Raw genomic sequence first — 14,316 nt, 5'->3', positions numbered from 1 at the left:
GCCGCCTTGCCGCCGTGCCGGCCAAATGCGATTCTCGAAGCCCTTTGCTGGGGCCGTCCCGGAGGACCCGCCATGCTGGAAGCCGGCCTGTTCGCCGTATTGTTCTGGATGCTCGTGGGCCATGCCCTGGGCGATTTCGCGCTGCAGACAGAATGGATGGTGCACGGCAAGAGCCCCGGCGCCCGGCCGCTGCGTGCCCTGGCCGGCCGCGACGAGCTGGTCTGGGCGCACGTGCTGACCGCCCACTGCCTGATCCACGGCGGCGCGGTGGCCCTGGCCACCGGCTCGGTGCTGCTGGGCGTGGCCGAGACCGTGGCCCACTGGATCATCGACTTCGGCAAGTGCCGGCGCTGGTACGGCTTCCATGTCGACCAGTTCCTCCACCTGGGGTGCAAGCTGGTCTGGGCGGCATGCTGGCTGGCGTTGTAGGCCCTCGCGGCACGCTGCGGGGGATCGGGGATTTCGTCCGCCTCTGGCGGACGGGCTCGCGCCTGGGTCTCGAACCGGACCAGGGCTACCCCCAGCGCCGGCGCATCGCGCTGGTCAACCAGATGGCGATGCTCGCGGCCGGTCTCACGCTGCTTTACGGCGTCGGCTCGCTGATCCTGGACTGGCGCAACCTTTGGCCCCTGGCCCTGGCGGCACCGCCCGAGATCGCGGCCTACCTCGCGGTCCTGCGGCTGAACCGCGACCGGCGCTACCACGTCGCCCGCATCGCCCTGGTGCTGCTGGCCAGCGTCCAGCTCACGTTCGCCGCCTGGCTGGTGAGCAACGAGGCCGGGGTCCAGCTCTACTTCTTCGTGCTCTGGGTCGCGCTGTTCCTGCTCTACGCCCGGGACAACCGCTGGATCTCCGTGGCATCGGCCGCGCTGTGGCTCGCCCTCTATTTCTGGATCCAGCTCGACTTCGACACACCCAATACCATGGCGTCGCTGTCGCCCGACTTCCTGAAGCTCTACTACTTCTTCAACGCCCTGGGGGCGTTCGCCTTCATCGGCCTGCAACTGACCCTGTTCTACACGGAGATCGACCGTACCGAGCGGCTGCTGCAGGAGGAATACCGCCGCTCGGAGGACATGCTGCGCAACATCCTGCCGGCGTCGGTGGCGCACCGCCTCAAGCGGGGACCGCAGGTGATCGCCGACGGCTTCCCCGAGGTCACCCTCCTGTTCGCCGACATCGTCGGGTTCACCCGGCTCGCGGATAAGCTGCCGCCGCACGAGCTCGTGGCGCTGCTCAACCGGGTCTTCTCCCGGTTCGATCGGCTGGTGGAGGCCTACGGCCTGGAGAAGATCAAGACCGTGGGCGACGAATACATGCTGGCCGGCGGCATCCCCCTGCCCCGTGCGGATCATCCCCAGGCGGTGGCTACCGTCGCGCTGCGGATGCTGGAGACGATCGCGGAACTCAACGAGGAGCTGGATCACCGCCTGGCCCTGCGCGTCGGCATCCATACCGGCGAGGCGGTGGCCGGTGTGATCGGCTCCCACAAGTTCTCCTACGATGTGTGGGGCGATACGGTGAATACCGCATCGCGCATGCAGTCGCAGGGACAGCCCAACCGCATCCAGGTGACCGAGGCCACCTACGAACGCCTGAAGGACGACTTCCGGCTGCGCCGGCGGGGCACCCTGCGGGTGCGCGGCAAGGGACGGATGCCGACCTGGTACCTGCTCGGCACCCGGGAACGCTGAACGGCACCGCGTTTGGCGGCTCACCCTGCGCGCGCCATACTGCCTGCCGATATCACAAGAATATGCGTCATGGCGTCCCCGGCGGACGCGACCGGTCAACGTGCCGGATCAATGCGGGAGACATGGATGGAACGCGTCGATAATTTCATCGCGAACGTGTACCGCTCGGTGCAGTTCCGGGGCACCGAGGGCTTCCGGGAGTCCGCCCTGCGCTCGCTGGGCGTGCTGCTGCCCTTCGACGGCGCCCTCTGGGGCACGGGCAATTTCACGTCCCAGGTGTTCCACAGCGTCGCCACCCTGGGCGTGCACGAGGACTACCCCCACGCCCTGGAGCGAACCAAGGACATCAATCCCATCCTGCCGCGGCTGATGCAGCACATCGGCAGCGCCATCGACATGGCCTCCGTGATCGACGACGAGACCTTCTACGGCAGCGAGGTCTACCGTCTGTGCTTCGGGCGCCATGGCGTGGAGCGCATCCTGAGCTATATCGACGTCGATCCCCGCAGCAACATCTATACCCTGGTCAGCCTCTACCGCTTCGACCGCGAGCAGCGCTTCACCGAGGAGGACCGCGCGCTATTCGAACGGGCGGCCTACCACATGGTCAACGCCGCGCAGCACGCCTTCTTCCTGCACATCGCGGCCGAGTCCGGCGCCAACCCGGAGATCAGCGCGGCCATCTGCGACAGCCACGGCCTGTTCTACCAGGCGATGCCGGAATTCCTGGACATGGTCGAGCAACACTACCCCGGCTGGCACAGCCAGGCGCTGCCCTTCCCCATCCCGGAGCCGGGTGAGCGAACCTCCGCGGGCGGGCTCTGCATCGAATCCCAGCCCTTCGCCGATCTCTACTGCGTTCGGATATGGGAGGAGCGCCCGACCGACACCCTGCCGGAGCGCGACCGCGAGATCGTGGCGGGCGTCTGCAAGGGCATGACCTTCAAGGAGATCGCCCGAGAGATGGACCTGGCGCCCTCGACCGTCTCCAACCGCCTCTACCGCATCTACCGCAAGCTGGGCGTGACCAGCCGCGCCTCCCTGGCCAAGCTGGTCCACGGCGAGTGATTCAAGCGCCGGCCGCCGTCTCCAGGTCGAGATAACGTCGCAACACGGCCTGCTCGGTCTCGCCCTTGCGGCGGGACGGCGCCGGAAAACGCAGCACCAGATCGATCCGCCCCGACTCGGGCAGCGACACCGTGACCGTGGGCTCCACCGACGGCGGATCGATACCCTCGCGGCGGGCGATGCGCCGGATGTGGCCGCCCGCCACCTCCAGGTATTCGCCGCAGACCTCGGCGGCGGCGGCCAGCAGGTGCCGCTCCGCGCGGCGCCAGTCGGCATCCGCCGGCAACGGCACAGTGGCCGTGTGCAGGGCATAGTCGCGGGTATAACTCTCGTTGAGCAACGGCTCGGACAGGAACAGGGCGTTCGGCAGCACCAGCGCGCGCCCGGTGTACATCTGGGACGCGTGGCCGGGGCCGATCTCGAGGATCGTCGTGGTCAGCATCTTCATGTCGACCACGTCGCCGCGCAGGCCCCGGACCTCGATACGGTGACCGATATCGAACATGCCCGACCCCGTGCGCAGCACCCCGCCGGTGAGGCACATCGCCAGTTCCTTGGTGATCAGGCCGATGGCCACCGCGAAGCCGACCATCGACAGGGCCAGCGTCCGCAATTGCGCCGCCCAGATCACGAACAGCGCGAAGACCGCGACCAGGATCGCGACGTTGCGCGCCATCACCACCCAGCGCCGACCGACCTCCGCGCTGTGCCAGTCGGTACGGCGGATGCGGGCGGCGATCAGGCGGTAGGCGACCGCCACGGCCACCATCACCAGCAGGCTGGCGATCAGGTTGCCGGCCGTGGAACTGTCCGCGAACGGGAAAATCCGGTCCAAGTCGGCTCCTCAGGCGGGGTGTCCCCCGACTCTAGACCGAACGCACCCGCCGCGTCACTCGGGCGGCACGCGCGGGACGACCCGCCCTACTGCCGGCTGACGGCGGACTCGCCCTGGCGCAGCACGTACTTCTGGATCTTGCCGGTGGCGGTCTTGGGCAGCTCGTCGACGAAAGTGAACCACTGCGGGGTCTTGAAGTGGGCCAGGTGCTCGCGCAGGAACGACCGCAGGTCCTCCTCGGTGGCTTCCTCGCCCTCGCGCACGATCACGAAGGCGTGCGGCGACTCGCCCCATTTCGGGTGCGGCATGCCCACGACCGCGGCCTCCTGGACCGCCGGATGCCGCAGCAGCGCGGCCTCCACCTCGACCGAGGAGATGTTCTCGCCGCCGCTGATGATCACATCCTTGATGCGGTCGCGGATCTCCACGTAACCGTCCGGATGCACCACGGCGGCGTCGCCGGTGTGGAAGTAGCCGTCGCGAATGGCCTTGTCCGTGGCCTCGGGATCGTTGTAGTAGCCCTTCATCACCACGTTGCCGCGCACCGTGATCTGGCCCTGGGTCTCGCCGTCCCACGGCACCTCGTCGCCATGATCGTCGACCACCCGCAGATCGCCCGAGGTGATCAGCTCCACGCCCTGCCGGGCCTTAATCGCGGCCCGCTCGGAGGCGGACAACTCGGCGTGCTCCGGACGCGGCTCGCAGATGGTGATGAAGGGTGCGGTCTCGGTCAGTCCGTAGGCCTGGGTCAGCTCCCAGCCCAGCTCGTCCTCGATCCGCTCGATGGTGGCCGCCGCCGGCGGCGCGCCCGCCGTGAACAACCGGATGCCGCGCGGCGCCTTCGCGCGCAGCTCCGGCGGCGCGTTGGCGATCGAGATCAGCACCGTGGGCGCGGCGCAGAACAGACTGATGTCCTCGACCTCCATCAGCCGGAAGATCTCGGCCGGATCCACCTTGCGCAGGCAGACGTGGGTACCGCCACAGGCCGTGATCGTCCACACGAACGTCCAGCCGTTGACGTGGAACATGGGCAGCGTCCACAGGTAGCGGTCCGCCGGCGTCAGGTGCTCGTGCGCGAGCGTGCCGACGCTGTTCATCCAGCCGCTGCGATGGGTCATCATCACGCCCTTCGGACGCGAGGTGGTGCCGCTGGTGTAGTTGATCGTGATCAGATCGTCCTCGTCGATCTCCGGCGCCTCGAAAACCGGCTCGGCCTCGGCCACCAGCGACTCGTAGTCCAGCCAACCGTCGCCCGATCCCTCCAGGGCGACGAAATGCTCGACCTCCGGCAGACGGTCGCGGATACCGTCCACCGCCGCGATATGATCGGCGTGCGCGCAGACCACCTTGGCGCCGCAGTGGCCGATGATGTACTCGAATTCCTCCGGCGAGAGCCGATAGTTGATCGGCACCATCACCGCCCCGATCTGCGGCACCGCGTAATAGCCCTCCAGGTGCGCATGCGTGTTGGGCGCGATATAGGCGACCCGGTCACCGGCCCGGACGCCGAGTGCCTGGAGCTTTGCCGACCAGCGGTCGCATCGGTCGAAGAACTCGCTGTAGGTCAGCCGCAGATCGCCGTCCACGACCGCCTCGCGGTCGCCGTACAGTCGCCGCGCGCGGCGCGCGAAATCCATCGGCGTCAATGGGATACGCATCCTGAACTCTCCTTCTCGCACCGGTGCCGGTATTCTTGTCCGCCCCGTCGCCGGCAACCCGGCCGGGGGTCTTCGAGTCGATTCTTGAACCCGTCCGCCCGCCGGTCAACCGTGGCGGCGGGAACTGAATCCAATCCTAAAGTACCGTAGCTTCGCACGACCGCCCAGGTCGCGCGCGGCGTCTACGACTAAAGGCGTAGAACGGCGCGTCATACCGGTGCGGCGCTGGAGAGAGTGACGGCGAATGGATGGGTGGAGTCAGGAGACGAAACCGCGGAGTCGGGAGGACGTCCGCCGGAGGCGGACGCAACCTCCGACATCGGCAATAACAATACGATGTCCGTTCACCGAAGCCATCGCAACCGACTGAATCGACAGAGGGAAAGTATGGTGGCTACGGGTGCCACCATATTATTCCATATAAAGCTCATATCTTGGTTTATATAGAATATTCTAGGGACAATTACCTCCATTTTTACCCCTGTCGCGCAGACTCTAGGCGACGCCGTGTAAAGGTCAAAACAAGGGCGCGTATAAAGTCCGCACCTTCTCGAAGATGTCCACTCCAAAGGTGTAGAACCCGTGGGCCCATGTCCCCGGGTGTGGCTGAGATATCACGCTCCAAACAAGTCTAGACCGACCTTAATTTTCGGAGCCTTCCTCACACGAGTCGGGACTTCGGGTAACTCATCGACATTGACTAGTTCGCCCGTGAGCACGCAGTTCAGCAGTTCCGCCTGTTCGGGATAAGCTGCCAGGGTCGCTTCCAAAATCCACAGAAGGTGCAGCAGCTCGGTCGTAAATTCGGCTGTCCAGCGCTCGGGGCCGATGTCATCCAGTGGGGAGGATCGTTTGCCCGCGCGCCGTTTCATGCGATACCCCAACCAGGATTGCACCACTTTCAAGCCCGACACCTCGAACTCCCATACCTCGGGCGACACCGGCGCGAACCTGCCACCGCCGACGAGAAGTGTCCGCCGGTCGGGATCGTAGTCGAAGGTTTCCGGGTAGTTGTCCTTTCCATCAGGCACAGCCACCGTGCAACGGGCCATACCCCTGGGCAACTGCCCCCGCCGCTTGCCATTGGGCACCATGCGCTCGCCGTATGTGTGTAGCCAGACTAGGTTGCGGCCAATGTGGGCCACCTGCTCGAATAAATCGCCACTCTTTGTGATGGGCACGCGCACTTCGCGTTTGCTCAGTTCGTCGTGAAACTGTTCAGTGTAGGCCGGCTGCGCCAGGATGCCGTAGAAGTAAGCTCCCCAGTCTTCCGGTGACACCTTCTGGCCATAGAGTTGGGCGAGCAAATCTAGCAAGCCGGGCATAATGTTGGGATGTTCGGCTGCTTTATCGCGCCAAAGCGGAATCACCTCTTTCGCACCGTAAGAACCACGAAAATGGTGCAAATCCGGCACGTCAGCAGCCACGGTTACGGCTGGCCCATGCCCAAGCGGATGATTCAATAAAGTGGTGTAATACACCTGCCGCTCGCTGTTGCTTTGCCATAGCACGGGTCGCATGTAGTCACCCACACGGTTGTCCGCGATGATGTATTGTCGATCGAGCGAGCGGTAGGCATATCGCCGGATGTCGGGTGGTTTCTCACTGACTCCAAGTTCAGCGATCGGCTGGAGATGGCCGCTCTGAGAAAACAGACTTGGGTACTTTCGGGTCACCCTGCGATCGCGTGTTTCCTTGAATGCCTCGGCCCGATTATCCGCTTTCAGCAATGCCTGCCATCGTCGTTCCAGTGTTTCCTTGTCAGGGGCAATCGGCCAAATGCGCTTCACCTGCGCACCAGATTGCTGCCACGGCATCAGGTCGGTCAAAAGCGGCCAGTCAAAGAAAGCTCCTTTGCCCGCGGGCCGAAAGGGCGCGTGCCAGCTTCTAGGGCAGTCTTCCCACGCTAGATCATCGAAACGGTGGATTTTGTCGAGATTCGCCAGCTTCTCGTCACGCGTGCCTTCGATGCGCGTGTAATGCACTTTCGCTGGCACATCCTCGTGCATGTGCCTAGTGGCACGAAAGGCGATTCCAATAGCGACCGGCGTTTGAATGGCGAAGACATTATCGGTTTTGCGTGTGCCGCGCCCCTCACCACCAAGGTCAATGATCCAGATTTCATCGCAAGTTCGACGCATGTGCTCACGCATGCCCACGAACGCATCGCCATCGAGATAGGATGACGCGGAAATGAAACTGACAATACCCGCGCCCAAACTTAGCGGATGTTCAAAGGTTTTCCAAAACGCCCAGCGCCAGAAATAGACATACAAATTGTAAAGATTTTTAAGGTGTCCTCCGTATCCGGCATTCTTTGCGGGTTCGATATAATCTTGAAGTGGCGCACGACCATCCTCGTCCAATTGACCCCATCGTATCCAAGCGCCGGTCATGGCGTGATTCTCGATGGTCGCGGCATTGTGACGATCATAAGGCGGATTGCCGATACACACACGAATGGGAGTGCGGTCTTTGACTTGCAGAGCGCGGTGGTGCTCCTTAGCGATCGGTTCATAGAACAGCGGAGGAGCTGGCGGCGCGGTGTACGGGGATTCAAGCGTATTGGTCAAATAGACAGGCGGCCCGCCACCGGGCATCGACCCCTTGTATTTTCGCAAGGACTGGCTCAGGCGCAGCTCCGCAACGGCATAGGGACTAACCAAGAGCTCGAAGCCGTGTATGTTTTGCCACAGCAAAGACGAGCGGGCGCGGACTGAGCCTTCGCCTTCCTCAACCGCAACACGCCCCATGGCGTGATCGATGATGCCCAGCAGATACGTTCCTGTGCCCACGGCCGGGTCCAGCGTGGTGACACTCCCGCCCTCTGCAAAACCCATTTCCATACCCAGACGATCAACCAGCAAATGGTCAACAAGACGAACTTGAGCGCGAACCACTTCAACAGGCGTGTAGTAAGCGCCAGCGTCCTTGCGTAGTTGCGGGTCGTAGGCAGCCAAAAAGTCTTCGTAGAAGTAAAGCCAAGGGTCAGCCTTGTCATCACTGGCGAGCGTATCAGGATCGACACTAGCAACCATGCGCTGCACCAGCCGTAGCGCGGGGCGGATTTCCTGCTCTGCCTGCTGATCAGTCATCACCTGAAGCGCACGAGATAACATGGTGTGCTCGTGGTCCTGCAGCGCCACAGATGCTTCGTGAAGGTCCAATACATTGGCGTTTTCAGCGCGAGCGAGGAGCAGTGCATATGTCACGGTTTGGGCATAGGCGTCAGCGAAGCGTTCATCACTTTCGCCGGGGAAAAGGTGTTCACGCCATTCAGCAGCCAAACGAACCAAAGGGGACTTCGAGTCCTTAAGCGCATCGGCAACTTCGTCACGCAGTATCCGACAGATGGGGGCAAGCAGTTCGGCTAGTTGTTTTGCACTCTTTGGCGGTATGACTTCCCATGACAGGAATTTGGCGAGCAGTTGAGACAGCTCCTCGGCATCTTCAGCATTAGCGGCTTTTTCACCATCTTCGGCTAGATCGCCCGTTAGGCGCACCACGCTGCCGGCCCGTTCGCCATTCTGGAACAAGGCCCATTCATTGCCGTCGGTATAAAAAATATTGGGTAAGTCCTGAAACCGCTTCCACTGCCGGCGGTTGCGTCCTTTAAAACGGCTGGCGTCCGCGCCGGTGCCTGGCGCCTTGGTTTCGATGTAGCCGACAAGCAGGCGGTCACGCAGTACGGCGAAGTCAGGAATGCCAACGCGATTATCTGCTTGCGATTCCGCCTGAATCGTAAGGTCCGGGTCCACCGCCCTAAGTAGTTCAAGCAGGGGGCCGTGAAGCTGCGCTTCAGGCTGGGCCCTGGACGGTGCATTCAATTTTTGCGCGACGGTCTCGCAGAACTCCTGCAGATAACCAAAAAAGGTTCGCGCTTCATTCATCATAGAATTTCCTTTCTTTTGTAAATATTTTTATTCATCCAATAAAAGCTAACTGTAGTTGACGTGCTTCGACTCCCAGCGCCCCGCCTGTTATCCCCGAAATTGCCCAGGCTAGCGAGCAACCACGCACGCGCATCCCATAACCATCATTCTGCCCTTTAATACAACCCCTTGAGAATCTCGCCGATCCGTTCGTCCTCTCTCACGCTGCGGCACTGCTTGCCCAACTCGGCGACCTCAATATCGGTGCGGTCAGGATTAGGGGATGCAGTTGGTCGGCCGACCACATAGCTAAATAGCAGTTTGGTCGCCTGCACGTCCCCATCCTTGGGGGCGCCAACCAAGCCCTGAGCGATGGCCTGTAAATCGTCCTCCGTGACCGCACCCAGCAACGCCGAACGCAGGTTAGCAACACGGCTGGCGTAAGGATTACCCGGCCCGCCGGGATTGCCTTTGGTGAAACGGCCGCTCGCGTCGCGGCCGTTATCACCGTTTGTTGACGGTTTCATAGTCATAACCCACCCCGAAAAAAGCCGGGACACCCGGTTCAGTTAATCTTCCGCTCGTTCGGTCTTGCGCTTAGCCATGACTAAGCCCCGCTCGTGCGCCTATTTTGGTGACACGAGAGAAGTTCCGGGTCCATTGCGGCACGCTGGTACGGCCCAGACTTCGGGCCAGTACGGATGGACCAAAGAGCGCAATCCGTACAGACACAGCGGGCAATTTGTTCGCGCCAGGTGCCGAGGCCACTCCGCTCGTCATCAATGAGCTAGTTGAGTATTTATCCGACACCCGCCCCTGCTGAGTTGGATTAAGCGGGGGTGGCCACCGGGGTCTCCGATAGACTCTTCGTTACCACACGCAGAGCTAGACAGGAGAATCCCCGATGACCACCGTTTCACAGAGTACCAAGCGCAAGTTGTCGCTGCTGCAATTGGCCGAGGAGCTGGGCAATGTCTCCAAGGCCTGCAAGATCATGGGCTATCACCGCGATACGTTTTATGAGGTCCAGAAGGCCTTCAAGGTCGGCGGTGTGGCCGCCCTGGTCGAACAACGGCGCGGGCCTCGCAATCCGCACCCAACCGGGTCCCGGAGGACGTCGAGCGCCAGATCCTGGAGTTGTCGCTGCAAAAGCCCACCTACGGCAGCCAGCGCATCGCCAACGAGCTGCGGCTGCAGGGCGTCGACGTCGGCCCCTCCGGCGTACGGGGCGTGTGGCTGCGTCACGAGCTGGAGACCCGCTATAAGCGTCTGATGCGGCTCGAGGCCGAGGCCCGCGAGCAGACCGTCGTGCTCTCCGACGACCAGGTCCGCTTGTTGGAGCGTCATTCACCGGAGTTTCGCATGCGCCACGTCGAGACCCAGCGCGCCGGGTGAACTGCTCAACCAGGACACCTTCTACTGGGGCACGCTCAAGGGCGTGGGCAAGATCTACGTCCAGGTCGTGGTGGATGCCTTTTGCTCCCTGGCCTTCGCCAAGGTCTACACCTCGAAGATGCCGATCACCGCGGCCGATCTGCTCTATGACCGCGTGCTGCCCTTCTATGAGGCCCTGGGCGTGCCGGTGAAGGCCGTACTCACCGACAATGGCCGCGAGTTCAGTGGCCGCCCGGAGCAACATCCCTATGAGCTGCTGCTGGCCTTGCACGACATCGAGCACCGCACCACCAAGGTCCGCTCGCCGCGCACCAACGGCTTTGTCGAGCGCATGAATCGCACGCTGCTCGACGAGCACTTCCGAATCAAGGGGCGGGAGAAGTAGTACGACTTGGCCGAGGAGATCCAGCGCGACCTGGACGTCTTCCTCGAGTTCTACAACCTCAAGCGCAGCCACCAGGGCTATCGCCTGAAGGGCCGAACACCGGCTCAGGCGCTACGCGAAGCGCTGGATCGTAAAAAGCTGCCACCGATCATACCGAAAGAGGAGGAAACCGCCGCCAGAGAGGCAGCATAATCGGAGTCATCGGAGACCCCATGTGTCGGGAAAATACGAAACTTGTACAGACTAGGGCAAAGATATGGTGGCTATAAATACCACCATATTTTTATGCTAACTAACTGAATAAACTGCGTTAGAAAAAGGGGAATAGAGTTATACCCCAATATACCCAATTAAGAACGCCTCAGAACCATTTACTCAAGGGGGTTGCTAACGCTTTCGATAGTGCTTACCACGCGTATCGGGTCATCAATACCCTTGGAGAAGAGGTTGCTAATACCGCAAGCGATAATCTTCACGTTACCGAAGCCGGATATCCGTCCAACAATGCCCAGGTAGATTTCAACCGCTTAGATAGACATAAGCTTTATCTCATCGCTACGCCGGATAATTGCAGCGGCCTGCGCTTACTATACCTTTTCTACTACCGGTAGCCCCGTAGACAAGAAATATATATTCTTAGGTTATAGATATGACAGATATACTTAATGGCGTATGAAGGGTGATACTGAGGTAGGCATCATGGTCGGCTTTTTCTTCAGTGGTGTGTTCCTAGGGAACGTCATCGCCTTAGACAGGCCGCCAACTTGGTTCACCGATTTATTTACAGCGATTGCCACGCTTCTGGCGGCGTATTTAGGTGCGCATTACGCGTTTCGGTTTAGTGAAAAACGTGCTGCTGAGCGCCGTGCTGCAGATGAGGTTAGCGCCGGTAACCAAGCTATATTCAACTTGATTAAGGCGTACAACAAATTTGCTGCGATACATCTTCAATTTATCGACCCACACCGCGACTCTCAATATCGTGCCTTTGAAATATTACCAACTGTCGGCGGCTTGGGCGGATTTGAGCCTGAGAGCTCAAAAAGCATAGCGTTTTTACTTGAATCCGATGATCCAGACATCCTTAACGAAACTGCTAGGTTAGAATCAGAGATAATAACAACATTAGAATTAATTCAAGAGCGGTCTTGGATTCATAGAAATGAAGTCCAGCCCGGACTAGAAGCAGCGAACGTATCGCAGGGGGATATCCTAAGAGAAGATGATATCAACGAGATACTAGGCGAGCGCGTAGTGACCACAATGGAAATGGCAACGGATCACATGATTAACGGAGTTGAATCTGTCCTTGAGGGCTGCAAAAGCTTGATACCTAGACTACATGACGCCCTAAAGAAGAGGCATCCAGAGCACGTTATTATTTCAATGGAAGAAGTCACCAGCAGAGATAATCCGGAAAGAGACCAAAGTTAGCATTAACCTCCTATTCGAACCCGACAACACACCCATCAATGAACCGGATAACCGCTGGCCACTTAGGCGCATGCCGCATGTAGACTCACTCCAGCGCCATTGGCTCGCTACCGAGTGACCGCGTGCTCCGCTTAGTGTCCTGATCGTGGGCACTCTCTGCCTGCGAATTGCTTCCGGCGTCATGTTCTAGACTACGTGATGGCACCGGGCAGTCTGCTCTATGACTTCATTTGTGGGGCCTATACCGAATCCCCTCGCTTACTCTCGGCGCGTTCGCGTGCCCTGATGGCTGCATCGCGCTTAGCCTGTACCTCCCTTTGCCGCCAGTCGTAGTGCTCGGCCATTTCATCGATGCTGTAGCCGCTCACGCCTAGCGTGTTGGCCCCATAGCCTGAGTAAGGCTCTAAGCGCTATAGCGCTCCGTTATACCCTCATTTAAAGGCTATTTATGGACTGAAGCTAACGGCCTCGTGGAGGAGGATAGTGGCTACGGGTGGATTTGATCACGCGGCGAAGCCGCGGGACGCGGAGCCGCGCAGCGGCGGAGCCCGGAGGGCGGGCACCGACAGGTGCCCGCAACCTCCGACACCGGCATTAAAGATACGGTGTCGGTTCGCCTTAGAGCACCACAATCGGCTGAATCGACAGGGGAAAATATGGTGGCTACGGGTGGATTTGAACCACCGACACCGGCATTATGAATGCCGTGCTCTAACCACTGAGCTACGTAGCCAGGCAGGAATGCGAGCGCGGATTTTACGCAAAATAAACTAGTCTCGTCGAGTCTTGGTGCTGCCTTCCAGGCATAGAGGCCGACTCGACCAGGACCCCTCACCCCGGCCCTCTCCCCAAAGGGGAGAGGGAGTAGCTTTTAATTTCTTCTATACGTTGAACCGGAAATGGATCACGTCGCCCTCGGCGACGATGTAGTCCTTGCCCTCGAGCCGCAGGCGGCCGGCCTCCTTGGCCCCCTGCTCGCCGCGGTGCGCGATGTAATCGTCGTAGCCGATCACCTCGGCCCGGATGAAGCCGCGCTCGAAGTCCGTGTGGATCACGCCGGCCGCCTGCGGGGCGCTGGCGCCGGCGCGCACGGTCCAGGCGCGGACCTCCTTGGGACCGGCGGTGAAATAGGTCTGCAGGCCGAGCAACCGGTAGGCGGCGCGGATCACGCGGTTCAGACCCGGCTCCTCCAGGCCCAGGTCGGCCAGGAACTCGGCCTTGTCGGCCTCGTCGAGCTGGGCCATCTCGCCTTCCAGGGCGGCACAGACGGCGACCACCTCGGCGCCCTGGTCGGCGGCGTGCCCCCGCACGCGTTCGAGTAGCGGATTGTCCTCGAAGCCGCCTTCGTCGACGTTGGCCACGAACAGCACCGGCTTGGCGGTGATCAGGTGCAGCTCGCGCAGCCGCACCCGGTCGGCCTCCTCCAGGGCGAGGGCACGCACCGGCCGGCCGCCGTCCAGGTGCGTGTAAACACGCTCCAGCAGGTCGAGCTGCGCCTTGGCTTCCTTGCCCCCGGCCTTGGCGGCCTTGACCGCCTTGTCGCGCGCCCGCGACACCGTCTCCAGGTCGGCCAGCGCGAGCTCGGTGTCGATGGTCTCGATATCGCGAACCGGATCGACGCCGCCGGCGACGTGCGTGACATCGGGGTCGTCGAAACAACGCACCACATGCACCACGGCGTCCGTCTCGCGGATGTGCGCCAGGAACTTGTTGCCCAGGCCCTCGCCCGCGGCGGCACCGGCGACCAAGCCCGCGATATCCACGAATTCCACCGTGGCGGGCACCACTTTCTGCGGTGCGACGATCTCCGCGAGGGTGTCGAGGCGCGGGTCGGGCACCGGCACCACGCCGACGTTGGGATCGATGGTGCAGAACGGGTAGTTCTCGGCCGGAATCTCGGCCGCGGTCAGGGCGTTGAACAGGGTCGACTTGCCCACGTTGGGCAGACCGACGATACCGGCGCGCAGCGTCATTC

Annotated in this window: 9 protein-coding genes, 1 tRNA gene and 1 pseudogene; 5 read left to right on the top strand and 6 right to left on the bottom strand. The window is 61.4% G+C overall.

Annotated features, from left to right (window positions below):
* The first annotated feature begins 72 nt into the window (after window positions 1-72).
* The 3 genes from PC39_RS04595 to PC39_RS04585 all read left to right on the top strand — a co-directional run bounded on the left by PC39_RS04595 (window position 73) and on the right by PC39_RS04585 (window position 2,762).
* Entirely contained in the window at window positions 73-429 is a 357-nt protein-coding gene (locus PC39_RS04595; RefSeq protein ID WP_353252187.1) for a DUF3307 domain-containing protein, read from the top strand.
* The gene (locus tag PC39_RS04590) at window positions 411-1,694 is read left to right on the top strand and encodes an adenylate/guanylate cyclase domain-containing protein (protein ID WP_353252186.1); all 1,284 of its coding nucleotides are present in this window, start codon (window positions 411-413) and stop codon (window positions 1,692-1,694) included. Before PC39_RS04595 ends, PC39_RS04590 begins: the two co-directional genes overlap by 19 nt.
* 126 nt (window positions 1,695-1,820) lie before the next feature.
* On the top strand, window positions 1,821-2,762 hold the full coding sequence (locus PC39_RS04585; protein WP_353252185.1) for a helix-turn-helix transcriptional regulator: 942 nt from the start codon (window positions 1,821-1,823) through the stop codon (window positions 2,760-2,762).
* 1 nt (window position 2,763) lies between these two features.
* On the opposite strand, the gene PC39_RS04580 is transcribed toward PC39_RS04585, so the two are convergent.
* The 4 genes from PC39_RS04580 to PC39_RS04565 form a co-directional block, all read right to left on the bottom strand.
* On the bottom strand, window positions 2,764-3,597 hold the full coding sequence (locus PC39_RS04580; RefSeq protein ID WP_353252184.1) for a mechanosensitive ion channel family protein: 834 nt from the start codon (window positions 3,595-3,597) through the stop codon (window positions 2,764-2,766).
* A gap of 86 nt (window positions 3,598-3,683) precedes the next feature.
* Window positions 3,684-5,255 (bottom strand): long-chain-fatty-acid--CoA ligase, encoded by a 1,572-nt coding sequence (locus PC39_RS04575; protein ID WP_353252183.1) that lies wholly within the window; start codon window positions 5,253-5,255, stop codon window positions 3,684-3,686.
* 614 nt (window positions 5,256-5,869) lie between these two features.
* Window positions 5,870-9,148: a type ISP restriction/modification enzyme gene (locus PC39_RS04570; protein ID WP_353252182.1), complete on the bottom strand. Its 3,279-nt coding sequence runs from the start codon at window positions 9,146-9,148 to the stop codon at window positions 5,870-5,872.
* Window positions 9,149-9,303: 155 nt separating this feature from the next.
* The gene (locus tag PC39_RS04565) at window positions 9,304-9,660 is read right to left on the bottom strand and encodes a hypothetical protein (protein ID WP_353252181.1); all 357 of its coding nucleotides are present in this window, start codon (window positions 9,658-9,660) and stop codon (window positions 9,304-9,306) included.
* Between the two features lie 371 nt (window positions 9,661-10,031).
* Here PC39_RS04565 and PC39_RS04560 point away from each other — a divergent pair.
* Both PC39_RS04560 and PC39_RS04555 read left to right on the top strand, forming a co-directional pair.
* Window positions 10,032-11,099, top strand: a pseudogene (locus PC39_RS04560) (IS481 family transposase).
* Between the two features lie 507 nt (window positions 11,100-11,606).
* Complete coding sequence (locus PC39_RS04555) at window positions 11,607-12,341, top strand: hypothetical protein (RefSeq protein WP_353252180.1); 735 nt, start codon at window positions 11,607-11,609, stop codon at window positions 12,339-12,341.
* A 657-nt stretch (window positions 12,342-12,998) separates the two neighbouring features.
* Here the strand turns inward: PC39_RS04555 and PC39_RS04550 are convergent.
* Window positions 12,999-13,074: transfer RNA gene (locus PC39_RS04550), tRNA-Met, on the bottom strand.
* A 148-nt stretch (window positions 13,075-13,222) separates the two neighbouring features.
* Window positions 13,223-14,314, bottom strand: a complete 1,092-nt coding sequence (gene ychF / locus PC39_RS04545) for a redox-regulated ATPase YchF (protein WP_353252179.1) — start codon at window positions 14,312-14,314, stop codon at window positions 13,223-13,225.
* Window positions 14,315-14,316: the final 2 nt, after the last annotated feature.

This window comes from Salinisphaera sp. PC39 (genome assembly GCF_040361335.1).
GTDB lineage: Bacteria > Pseudomonadota > Gammaproteobacteria > Nevskiales > Salinisphaeraceae > APNM01.
Note: the sequence above shows the minus strand (reverse complement) of the source record. Positions and strands in the feature narration are given on the sequence as shown.